10 protein-coding genes and 1 pseudogene are annotated in these 11535 nt (G+C 63.9%); 4 read left to right on the forward strand and 7 right to left on the reverse strand.

Going from position 1 to position 11535, the window contains the following annotated elements; genetic code table 11:
- Positions 1–461 precede the first annotated feature (461 nt).
- From AWC19_RS29360 to AWC19_RS21635, 4 genes are read left to right on the forward strand one after another with little or no spacing between them, the layout of a single operon-like run.
- Positions 462–1235 carry a tetratricopeptide repeat protein gene (locus AWC19_RS29360; RefSeq protein ID WP_142281344.1) on the forward strand — a complete coding sequence of 258 codons (774 nt, stop codon included), beginning with the start codon at positions 462–464 and terminating at the stop codon, positions 1233–1235.
- 26 nt (positions 1236–1261) lie between these two features.
- A complete protein-coding gene (locus AWC19_RS21625) occupies positions 1262–1888 on the forward strand; it encodes a hypothetical protein (RefSeq protein ID WP_085080114.1) in 627 nt (208 codons plus the stop codon).
- A gap of 31 nt (positions 1889–1919) precedes the next feature.
- Positions 1920–2576 (forward strand): CAP domain-containing protein, encoded by a 657-nt coding sequence (locus tag AWC19_RS21630; RefSeq protein WP_085080103.1) that lies wholly within the window; start codon positions 1920–1922, stop codon positions 2574–2576.
- A gap of 45 nt (positions 2577–2621) precedes the next feature.
- Complete coding sequence (locus AWC19_RS21635; RefSeq protein ID WP_085080115.1) at positions 2622–3506, forward strand: esterase family protein; 885 nt, start codon at positions 2622–2624, stop codon at positions 3504–3506.
- 420 nt (positions 3507–3926) lie between these two features.
- On the opposite strand, the gene AWC19_RS21640 is transcribed toward AWC19_RS21635, so the two are convergent.
- The 7 genes and pseudogenes from AWC19_RS21640 to AWC19_RS21670 form a co-directional block, all read right to left on the reverse strand.
- Positions 3927–4838 carry an SAM-dependent methyltransferase gene (locus AWC19_RS21640; RefSeq protein WP_245849221.1) on the reverse strand — a complete coding sequence of 304 codons (912 nt, stop codon included), beginning with the start codon at positions 4836–4838 and terminating at the stop codon, positions 3927–3929.
- A gap of 137 nt (positions 4839–4975) precedes the next feature.
- Positions 4976–5608 (reverse strand): 3-oxoacid CoA-transferase subunit B, encoded by a 633-nt coding sequence (locus AWC19_RS21645; protein ID WP_085080104.1) that lies wholly within the window; start codon positions 5606–5608, stop codon positions 4976–4978.
- Positions 5605–6330: a CoA transferase subunit A gene (locus AWC19_RS21650; protein WP_085080106.1), complete on the reverse strand. Its 726-nt coding sequence runs from the start codon at positions 6328–6330 to the stop codon at positions 5605–5607. Before AWC19_RS21650 ends, AWC19_RS21645 begins: the two co-directional genes overlap by 4 nt.
- 685 nt (positions 6331–7015) lie before the next feature.
- Positions 7016–10102 carry a replicative DNA helicase gene (locus tag AWC19_RS21655; protein WP_085080108.1) on the reverse strand — a complete coding sequence of 1029 codons (3087 nt, stop codon included), beginning with the start codon at positions 10100–10102 and terminating at the stop codon, positions 7016–7018.
- 540 nt (positions 10103–10642) lie between these two features.
- Positions 10643–11101: a 50S ribosomal protein L9 gene (gene rplI / locus AWC19_RS21660; protein WP_085080109.1), complete on the reverse strand. Its 459-nt coding sequence runs from the start codon at positions 11099–11101 to the stop codon at positions 10643–10645.
- A gap of 32 nt (positions 11102–11133) precedes the next feature.
- Positions 11134–11388 (reverse strand): 30S ribosomal protein S18, encoded by a 255-nt coding sequence (gene rpsR / locus AWC19_RS21665; RefSeq protein WP_085080110.1) that lies wholly within the window; start codon positions 11386–11388, stop codon positions 11134–11136.
- Between the two features lie 42 nt (positions 11389–11430).
- Positions 11431–11535, reverse strand: a pseudogene (locus AWC19_RS21670) (single-stranded DNA-binding protein); the annotation flags it as partial.

Consider the following 11535-nt stretch of genomic DNA (forward strand, 5'->3'; position numbering starts at 1 on the left):
CAACAGCACACCCGCGACCACACAGGTGGGGCCACTTTCGACCGCCCACCCGGGGCCAAATCAGGCTGTCACAGCCACTCTGAATAGTGCGCACGGTCGCGTCGGTGGCTAGCACGGTTCAGGCCGGGCCCCAGCGCTCATGGATCCCGCATTGCTCCCTGCTTTCGTGAAGCCAGCATCGCCGCGGCGATGCATCACTGCTAGGGATGGACCACTCCGCCACCGGTAGGGAACGATCGGCTGCTCGCCAAAATCCGCGCGAAATCAACCACCGCGGTCGGCCTCAGCGACGCGGTGCGGCCGCTCACCTTCGCCCACCGGCGGCTGGCGCTGGCCATCACGAGAAGGTGTTTTACGTACGGTTTTGTCGGAATTTCGCCTCGACGCCGACCCTATGAGGCGGTTTTACAAAGCGCAGGGCCCACGCGGTGGACCAGACCACGTTGGCGTGAGGAGAACTATTGGTCACCACACACCGGCTGCTGCGACGCGGTAAGGCGATTAGAAGCGCCCGCCTGTTTCGTAACAGCCATAGCGGCGCACATGCAGCGCCTGGCGCCGAGCGGATCGATAATCCGCAGAATTCCGAGCAGCGCAGCACTGACGTACCGCCCGCCGAGTTATCGTCTGAGCCCCGATCGGCCGGACAAAGTGACGGCGCCGAGACGCCCCCCGATGCCGACGAGTCGCCGACGACGACAGGCGGCAAAGACGACGACGCAGTTGACCGGCCCGGACCAATAACGGCGCGCACCAGCGGCGTGCGCTTCGCCCTCATCGTCGGATTGCTGGTCACGGCGGCGATGACGGCAGTCGGCGGTTGGTTTGGGTGGCAGACCTACCAGGCTCATCAGCGAACCGCGACGCGGGAACTCCTCGTCGCCACAGCTCGCCAGGGCGCGGTCAATCTCACCAGCATCGACTACTCCAAAGCGGATGCGGACGTCAAGCGCATTCTCGATTCAGCGACGGGCAAGTTTTACGACGAATTTTCGCAGCGCTCGAAGGCATTCGTCGATGTCGTACGACAGGCCCAGTCGAAATCAGAGGGCAAGGTCACTGCCGCCGGGATCGAATCCAGCGGCGCCAACGACGCACGCGTGTTGGTCGCGGTGACTGTCACGACATCCAATGTTGCCGCTCAGCAGCAGCCCACCCGGAACTGGCGAATGCGGATCGACGTCCAGAAGACCGGGTCGGGCGCCAAGGTGTCGAATGTGGAGTTCGTTCCATGAGCCAGCAACGAACTGGCACCGCGATCATGGGCACCGACGAGGACACTGTTGCGTCGGACGACAACCTCGAGGTGACCGCTACTGATGCCGCGGACAGCTCGTCGACTGACGTCGACCCGGACGTTGACGGCGATGATCCCGACGACCAAATCAGCTCGCTGCCAAAACGATTCGCGTGGGGTCGCGCATTCGCCTTTTGCATCGTTCCGGTGCTGGCGTTAATCGTGACCGTCGCGGCTGGTTTCTTCAAGTGGGAGAGCGGTAAAGCCCACGGCACCGCGGTCGCCGCCGCTGAGTCGCTGCAGGCGGCAAAGGATTCGACGATCGCCATGCTGTCGTACCAACCCGATACTGCCGAAAAGACACTACACGAGGCCCGCGAACGCCTGACCGGAAGCTTCAAGGACTCTTACACCTCGCTGACCAACGACGTCGTCATTCCCGGTGCCAAACAACGGCAGATCACTGCGAAAGCGACGATCCCGGCCGCCGCTTCGATATCGGCGACCCCGAGCCACGCCGAAGTGTTGGTCTGCGTGGATCAGACGGTGACCATCGGCGCGGACCCCCCTAGCGATACAGCGTCCAGCGTCAAAGTGGCACTGGAAAAGGTCGGCGGACGTTGGCTGATTTCGGGATTCGATCCCGTGTGATCACGACGTAGGGCTTCGGCGAGGAGACAAGATGACACACCAGTCGCTGGCTATGTCCGTATTCGTTGTGGTGGCGGTCGGCGCCGGCGCCGCGGCCGGTATGCAGGCAGCGCACGCCGACAACGACAACAACACGCTCATCCCGAACAACCAGCGGCTCAACGACGGGGTGGTGGCCAACGTCTTTACCATCCAACACCAAGCAGGTTGCACGAACGACGTCAGGATCAATCCTCAGTTACAACTCGCGGCGCAGCGCCATACCCACGACGTATTGAACAACCGAGGCCTGGACGGCGACATCGGCTCGGACGGGTCCACACCGCAGGACCGTGCCGCCGCGGCCGGCTATCGGGGAAAGGCCACCGAAACCGTGGCTATCAATCCCGCTCTTGCGATCAACGGGATGGACATCTTGCACCAGTGGTACTACAACCCCGCGGATCTCGCGATCATGTCCAACTGCGCGAACACACAAATCGGGGTCTGGTCAGAAAACAGCTTGGACCGCACGGTAGTCGTGGCCGTCTACGGGCAGCCAGAACAACAGATCGACACCACAGGCCAAAATGTCCCGCTCGATCCCAGTCCCGACTATGACGCTAGCGACGAACTCAAGCACGGCTTGGACTGGTTGCCGTGGATCTTGCGAGGCGTGTCACCACCACCGGCATATCCATCGAACTGAAACCATCAACCGGCCCATTCGACCAAAGCGGCGGACGGAGTGACCATGTGGCGCCGAGCAATGTTTCTAAAGCTGACGTTCGCCGTCGCGGTAGCCCTATCCATCTGGAGCGGCGGCGCGGCCAAGGCGGTATCAGCCGGGGAGTCTTTGATGGTGCCCTCGGCGGCGATGGGTCGCGACATCCCGGTCACCTTTCTAGCCGGGGGACCGCACGCGGTGTTTTTGCTTGATGCGTTCAACGCCGGCGACACCACAAGCAATTGGGTTACCGCTGGCGGGGCCATGAACAGCCTTGCCGGGAAGGGCATTTCGGTGGTCGCCCCGGCCGGTGGGGCCTACAGTCTTTACACGAACTGGGAGCAAGACGGCGGTAAGCAGTGGGAGACCTTCCTTTCTCAGGAACTGCCCGACTGGCTCGCCGCGAACAAAGGTTTAGCGCCCGGCGGCCACGCGGTCGTTGGGGCGTCCCAGGGCGGCACCGCCGCGCTCACGCTGGCCGAGTTCCATCCAGACCGTTTCCGATATGCCGGTTCCATGTCGGGTTTCCTCACCCCGTCAGCGACCGACCTCAATGGCGCGATCAGCGCCGGGATGATGCGCTTCGGCGGCGTCGACACCCGCAACATGTGGGGCCCACCCCAGGCGGGCCGATGGAAATGGCATGACCCTGACGTTCACGTCACGCTGTTGATAGCCAACGACACTCGGATCTGGGTGTTCTGCCCGGGGACCACCACAGGCGATGCCGCGGCAATGCTGGGCTTCGCCGACCAAGCCCAGGGCAGCAACCGGGACTTCTACGACCACTACCGAACTATGGGCGGTCGCAACGGACACTTCGACATCCCCAGCTCCGGGAATCACGACTGGTCAAGCTGGGCCCCGCAATTGTCGGCGATGTCCGGCGATTTGGCCGCCGCCATCAGGTAGGTATCGCCGACTTTCAGGCGCGACCGCCGCGATCGACGGAGATCGCGGCAAATCAAATTGCCCTGCCAGTTTTGCTCGATTTCGGCTTGGGATGGTTGGGTTTTGGAATAACTACGGAAACATAGGGTAAGCGGCGTCATCGCCCGGCCAAAGAACGCTGCAGTCCAGGTGGCCGATATCGTGATCCCGGACCCCGCTAGCCACGACGTCGTCGTGCGAGTCCAAGCATGCGGTGTCTGCAACACCACCGAAAAGGCTTCGAGACCGTGCACCACGGCGACGCCTTGCGGTCGGCGGTTGTGCTGTGAGCCGCTACTCGTAAAACAGGTCGTTACGTCTGGCATTCCGTTGCTCGCACAGTGGTCACGCGGGGCAGTTGAGTCCCGGCGCCTCGCTAGACCCAAACGTTCGCACAGCGGGTCAGCGCACGGCGTGCACGAACCTGGGTGTGGTCGCCGCGCGATCGAGCTGCTTCGATATCCCCAAGAGTGGGCGCCCGTACTGGGCACTGATTTCACCGGCAGTAACAGAACTGACATGCCATCCCTGTGCTGAGAACCAGTCGACCAAGTTCACCCGGGGATCGTCGTAAAACAAGTCGGTGACTTTGATTTGAGCAAAGGGATCGTTGTTCTCGGACAGCGTGTCGAACATCCCGACGAAATCATCCGCGGGCCAGAAGACATGCGTGGCGAGTTCGCTTCCGCGCGCGGAGTTCTCGTTAATCCTCTCCAACAGAGCATCATGCGCTGCCCCGGGCAGATACATCAGTAACCCTTCGACCAGCCAGGCGGTCGGAAGGGTCGGGTCGAACCCGGACGCGATCAGTGCCGCCACCCAGTCGTCGCGCAGGTCGACGCGGACCTCGTGGCGTTCCGCGGTCGGCGCCGCCCCGCGGGCGTCAAGCACCCGCGACTTGAAATCGAGAACGTCCGCTTGGTCAACCTCGAAGAGTTGGGTACCCGCCGGCCAGGCCAACCGAAATGCGCGCGCGTCCAAACCAGCGGCCATGATGACCACTTGTCGCAGCCCGCGCACGCAAGCAGTGTCGAAAAACGTGTCGAAGAACTGCATTTGGAGGCTTATGAATTCGGGCCAGCCTGGCCCGGCGGCCTCAGACGAGCCCCGGTGTCCGTCGATCAGACTGATCAGATACGGCTCACCCGACGCTCGAACAAAGGACTCTGCGTAAACGTCGCGCGCCGGTGGGTTCGGCCGAGAGGTGACGATGGCTCGCGCGGCCGCCACTGCGAGCGCGGTGTATCCGACGCTGGTGACCACGTCCCACTGGTCACCCTCGCTGCGCAGCCACTCTTTCTTCGCCGGAATCACTTCTTGGTCCCCCTTTCCCTTACCGCGTACCATCACCGCAGGCAGGCCCAGCGTGATCTGACCACCGCACCGAGTGCGATCCCCTGTGTGCGGGTCGCGGCGGGAAGCAAGTATCACGGCGGGCACAGTGACATTCCTCAAATCGACTGTATGGCAGCGCCTGTCATCGATTGAACGTCGTGAACCGTCGTCCCCGGGGCCAGGCGGTGTATGCGGAGCCCGCCCGGCGTCACGTCTAGCACCGCGCGGTCGGTGAAGATCCGATCGACAACCCCGCGACCAGTCAGGGGGAGTGTGCACTTCTCGACGATCTTGGGGCTGCCGTCCTTGGCCACATGATCCATCACGACGACGACGCGCTTCGCGCCGGCCACAAGATCCATCGCCCCGCCCATGCCCTTGACCAATGCACCAGGGACAGCCCAATTCGCAAGATCGCCAGCGGCACTGACTTGCATGGCGCCCAGGATCGCCACGTCGATGTGGCCGCCCCGGATCATGGCGAACGAACTCGCCGAATCGAAGAAGCTGGCCCCAGGCAGATACGTGACCGTCTGCTTCCCCGCATTGATAAGGTCAGCATCCTGTTCCCCGTCTAACGGAAACGGTCCAATTCCCAGCAGGCCATTCTCACTGTGCAGCGTGACGTTCAGCGAAGGATCTACGTAATTGGCCACCAGCGTGGGAATCCCGATACCCAAATTCACGTAGTCGCCTGTCCGGAGTTCTCCTGCCGCCAGTTCGGCCATCTGCGCGCGAGTCCAACTCATCTGTTTGCACCAGTCAGGTTGGTCTCGTTCCGCGGACGCGTGGTCAGCATCTCAATTTCCTTCTCACGAACGGACGCGACGACTAAGCCGTCAACGTAGATGCCGGGCGTCACCACATCGTCAGGATCGAGAAAGTCGTCGCTCAAGTGCTCGACCTCAGCAACCGTCACTTTTCCGCAGGTCGCCACATTCGGATTGAAGTTCCGGGCAGTCATCCGGTAACGAAGATTTCCAGCCCGATCGCCTATATGCGCGCGGACCAAGGCCAGATCAGCGACTATCCCACGCTCGAGAACATAGGTCCTGCCGTCGAAATCACGTGTGGGCTTACCCTCACTGACGTCAGTCCCGACACCGGTCGGCGTGTAGAAACCCGGTATTCCCGCGCCCCCGGCCCGCATCCGTTCGGCCAGCGTGCCCTGGGGGACAAACTCAACTTCCAGCGTCCCGTCGAGGTATTGCGCGGCGAACCGCTTGTTCTCACCCACATAGGACGCGACAACGCGGCCGACCTGCCCATGGTCGAGCAGCATGCCGAGCCCCTTGCCGTCTACCCCGAGGTTGTTGGACACGATCGTCAGCGACTTCACTCCAGAATCGCGCACCGCTTCGATGAGGTCGAATGGCACGCCGCACAAGCCAAATCCGCCTACCGCCACGGTGATTCCATCGGCGAGAACCCCGTCTAATGCCGCCCGCGCCGTTGGATGGACTTTCACCATCTCCAGTCGATCCTCCACTCCCACTAGAGGCGGTCCGGCGAACCGCGCCTCTTCCCAAGGTTGCGACATGGGGTGTAAACGAAGGAGAAATTCAGGCGACCGGCTGCGCATACTCGATCATTCGATGTCGCGTTCGGTCATTTCGTTGAGCACACCCGACATCGCCCGCCCGCTCGCCACTCGGTTGGCTCCCAACGCGGCGATGGGATCGAGATCATCGCCCCGCCGGTGACGGGTGCCCACCGCAACTCGGTCTGCGCGTCGCGCCACTGCTGGGCTGTGTCCTTGGCTAAGGCCTGCGAAGGCCTCGCACCGCTCGCGTCTGCGCGTCCGCGACATACTGAGCCACAGACCAGCTCTCGCCTGAAGGGCCGACTAGAAATACACGATCCGGCTGGGCGCCGACTGGGCGCTGCCCGAAGGTCACGTAGTGTTGGCTGTGGGCAGGGGAACTGGCGGGTTGCGACGCTGTCGGCTGTCGACGAACGGCACCCGGCGAAGGTCAGTCGTGGCAGCGCGTACCAAAGCACTCATAGACCTGCCGACAACCGCGGTCTCGCCTCGAGTTCCCAGCGTCCGCCATGGTTTCCGGGCTTATGTCACCGAATAAGGATTTACTGACATTCAGTTGACATTAGAATTGGGGAGCTAACATCACTTTTGAGAACCTACAACAGCTGCCACCTCACCGCGCCATGTTGGCGAAGCGCGACAGGTGCAGCTGGTGGGCGACGGTCACCGTCTTGGTCGGGCCGTTGCGATGTTTGGCGACAATAAAGTCCGCCTCTCCCCCACGCGGATCGTCGCGTTCGAACGCGTCGGGCCGGTGCAGCAGGATCACGACGTCGGCATCTTGTTCCAGCGAGTTATGGACGCTAATGCCGTTCGCGACGAAATTATGTGTGCCACTTACGGTTCCGTCATAAACGTCGTGCTCACCGATGCTGGTGATCTCGACGATCGTCTCCCAGTAGACGTGCGTGGTTGCGAGCGTGTGGACGTCTGGATCGTCGAGCACGGCCGCCGCGCGATGGACCCGGGCGCGACTTGGCGAGTGCTTCCACATCGTGGATCCGCAGAATTGGCTGCCCATAGCGGAGGCGAACTCGCGGTGGGTTATCTGCTTGGCGGCTACAACGCCCCGGACTCGCGTCCGGACTTCTTGAGGCACGGCGTCGAAATTGGGGTTGCGCGCCAAACCCTCCAGTTCAGCCGCGAATTGTCGTGCAGTCACCTTTTTCGCGCCATGGACTCCGACGTGCCGCAGGAACCGGAGCTGGTTCTCCGCACCGTAGATCTGCAGATGCCACTTGCCGCGGTATTCGGCCTTCCGTGCGGGCTTGATCCGAGCGAATACGCCGACGCGCAACAGCAATTGAGCCACGTCGTCGACGAGCCGCCGACTGGTGGAGCCATAGTAGATCCGACCCTGACCGACCTTATCGTCCCACCTCACAGAACCGTGGGTGGCCCACAGGTGACGAAGGAACAAGGCCACCTGGTCGTTGGGTGCACGGAAGATGGCTTCTGGCACGAACTTTTCGTAGCTTCGGCACCCGAACAGGCCGAGCCCATCGAGCCAAACGGCCATGGGGTTGCGGCGGCCCCGCGCGAGCCGCCCCGGCGCGCGCAACCGCAGTGTGGAAACTCGCGCCGCTGGGTAGTCGTCGCGGACGGCGGTCGCGCCGAAGTGCGCTGCGGACGCCGTCACCGCGGCCAGGTTCGCCTCGTCGACCGACGCGCACCGGATCGGTTGCCGCTTGACGCGCGACCCGTCGCCGATCATGTGGGCCAGCAGGATGACTTCGGACTCGTCCATCCGCCGCGTGTCGACGGGCTCGGGCACCCGCCGCGGCGCGGCGATACGATCGCCAATCTTGAGTTGCTCCAACGGAGTCCAACCGTCAAGTTTCATGAACGGGTGGTTGCGGGTGGCCTCGACCTCGCGGCCCGAGGCCAGCCGCAGCCGGAACACCTCCTTGCGTCCGCTCGGGAACACGTTGGTCATCGGCCGGGCGACCATGCGCAGCCGATCGTCCAGCGACCACACCAGCGGCCGTTCGCCGGTACGCATGAGCTCTCCAAAGGTGACCTCGGCCCCGGTGTCGGCGCGCAGGATGCGGGTGGCGGCGGTGAGGCATCCCGACTCACGAAGGTCGGCCAGCATGGGCTTCTTGTCGGTGCGTTGCTCGGGGCCACGGTTGAGCTGGCTGATCGCGACCACCGGAACCTCGAGCTCTTTCGCCAAAAGCTTGAGATGCCTTGAGAATTCGGAGACTTCCACCTGGCGCGATTCGTACTTCTTGCCCGACGTCATCAGCTGCATGTAGTCGATGACGATCAGCCTCAGGTCGGCCTTCTGCCGCAGCCGGCGCGCCTTGGCCCGAATCTCCATCATCGTCAGGTTCGGCGAGTCGTCGATGTACAGTGGCGCCTCGCTGATCTCGCTCATTCGCCGCGCCAGTCGCGTCCAGTCGTCGTCGCTCATCCGGCCCGAACGCATATCGGCGAGCTTGATTTTCGCCTCCGCCGAGAGCAGCCGCATCACGATCTCGGACTTGCTCATCTCCAGCGAGAAGATGACGCTCGCCAGGCGATGCTTGATCGAACACGACCGCATGAAGTCCAGGCCCAGGGTGGAATTGTGCGTGGGCACCATGCCCGGGCCGGCCAGATACAACCGCGCGGAGTTGTCGACCTGAACGCAGCGCACCGGCACACTTTCCACCCGGCGCACCGCGTCGATCTGCAGGACGGGAGCCAGCAGCGCCGTCGTCGCCCCGCGGGGACCGTAGCGCGGCGTCGATCCGGCCGCGGCGATGGTGTCCCAACCGCTGCGCAACTGGGCCGATGTCCGGATGCCGCGCGTCGTCGGCCACTGGTGCGCGGCGTCGGCGACCAGCGCTGTGCCATCGGAAAATTCGATTCGGTAGCACGGGTGTCCCAGCATGACTTCCGTCGCGGCGACCACCCGCGTCGGGCGTCCGTCGGCGTCGAGCAGATGGTCACCGACGGCCACGTCACCCATCGTGGTCCAGCCCGACGGCGTGGGAAGCGGTGTGTCCAGTGCGAGCGCCTTCCCCACGCCGGGGCGCGCCGCGACAATGATCATCTGCCCGGGATGCAGCCCGTTGGTCACCTCGTCGAGCTCGGTGAACCCGGTCGGCACGCCGCGCGAGATTCCGCCGCTGGACGCGATGGCGTCGATTTCGTCCATCGTCGGCTGCAGCAGGTCCTCGAGCGGCACGAAGTCCTCGGAGAGCCGGCGGTCGGCGACGTCGTAGATTTCGGCCTGCGCCCGGTCGACGATCTCGGCCACGTCGGCGCCCTCGGCGCCCGCGTAACCGTACTGCACCACCCGGGTCCCGGCCTCCACCAGCCGGCGCAGCAGCGCCTTCTCGGCCACGATGCCCGCGTAATAGCCGGCGTTTGCCGCCGTAGGCACCGTCGAAATCAGGGTGTGCAAGTAGGGGGCGCCGCCGATGCGGCGCAGCAGGCCGCGGCGGTCCAGCTCGGCGGCGACGGTGACCGCGTCGGCCGGCTCCCCGCGCCCGTAGAGGTCCAGGATCGCGTCGTAGACGTTCTGGTGCGCCGGGCGGTAAAAGTCGCCGGGCCGCAGGCGCTCCAGGACGTCGGCGATGGCGTCCTTGCTCAGCAGCATGCCGCCCAGCACCGACTGCTCGGCGGCCAGGTCCTGAGGAGGCTGGCGACCGAACTCTTCATTGGGCGGCGAAGCGTCCATGCCCGGTGCCAGGTCGTCGACGACCGCCATGAGCTCCCTCCTCCCTAACACACCTACCCGAACATACATTCGATAGCCGACACTCGGAGGGTAAGTCAAGGTGGCGACAGCCCTGACCCAGCACTCGCGTAGCCTCGCGCCCGGATGACGGTAAGCGTTGCTGACCAGTACTTAAAGGGGCCGCTGTTCATAACGTTGTGCATCGCGTGTGCATATCCGTCGACACCTGTGTTGAACGGGGTGTGGAAAACCTGTGGATTAATTCCCGGGACTGCGGCATCTGCGCTGATACGAGGAGTACAACCCGGTGTGTTTCGTGTGGACAGGAATTCGTACGGCGTGTCGCGCCAGGTTACTGCGCCGGGCGTGTTGGCTTTCGGCGATATTTTCGCCGCGTTACGAGGTGGTTAAGGGAACCCCCACAGCGCCTTCTGCACGGGCCAGCAAAAAAGTTCGCCAGACGCCGGGTCGGCTGCCCAGCGCAAAGCGCGCCCACGGCCGGATCACAGCGCGCAAACGGCGGCGGCGGCCGAAGCTGGCCGCCGCCTCGTGAAGGCAAACGCTTCTTGGTTAGCTGTCCGCGACGACGTCGAGGGCGACCTCGACATCGATCTCCGGATGCAGGTGCACGGACACCCGGTGCGTGCCGAGAGCCTTGATGTGGCTCTTGGGCAGCCGGACGATCCGCTTGTCGAGATTCGGTCCGCCGGCCTTCTTGATGGCAGCGACCACGTCAGCGGCCGTCACGGAGCCGAACAGCTTGCCGGCGTCGCCGACCGCCCTCACCCGCAGCGAAACCGGGCCAAGCGCCTCGATCTGCGCCTTGATCTCGTTGGCGTGCTCGAGGTCGCGCACCATCTTGGTTTCGCGGGCCCGGCGGATCTCGTCGGCCTGCTTCTGTGCGCCGCGCGAGGCGGCGATCGCTAAGCCACGCGGAAGCAGGAAGTTGCGGCCGTATCCGTCCTTCACCTCGACCGTGTCACCGACGGTTCCGAGGTGGTCGACATCAGCCGTGAGAATCAGCTTCATCGTTTGCGTACTTTCGGTCGGGCTCGCGCGGGTTAACGCGCCGAGGACGTGAAGGGCAGCAGCGCCACCTCGCGGGCATTCTTCACCGCGATCGCGACGTCACGCTGGTGCTGCACGCAGTTGCCGGTGACGCGCCGCGCCCGGATCTTGCCGCGCTCGCTGATGTACGTGCGCAGCAACGCGGTGTCCTTGTAGTCGATCGATTGTTCCTTCTTCGCGCAGAAGACGCACTTGCGCGCCTTGACCGGCTTTTCCGGAGCCGGCCGCCGCTTACTGGACTTGGCCATGTCTGTCTTTCTTTCGTTTCGTGCTGGTGTGAAGTTCTGCCGTTAGAACGGCGGTTCGTCGTCGCCGCCGCCGAACGACCCGGAGGCCGGGGCGCTCCCCCACGGGTCGTCGCCGGGGGTGGTGGGCGCCTGCGCGGGGCCCGGACG

This window comes from Mycobacterium palustre, assembly GCF_002101785.1.
In the GTDB taxonomy this organism is placed as follows: Bacteria; Actinomycetota; Actinomycetes; order Mycobacteriales; family Mycobacteriaceae; genus Mycobacterium; species Mycobacterium palustre.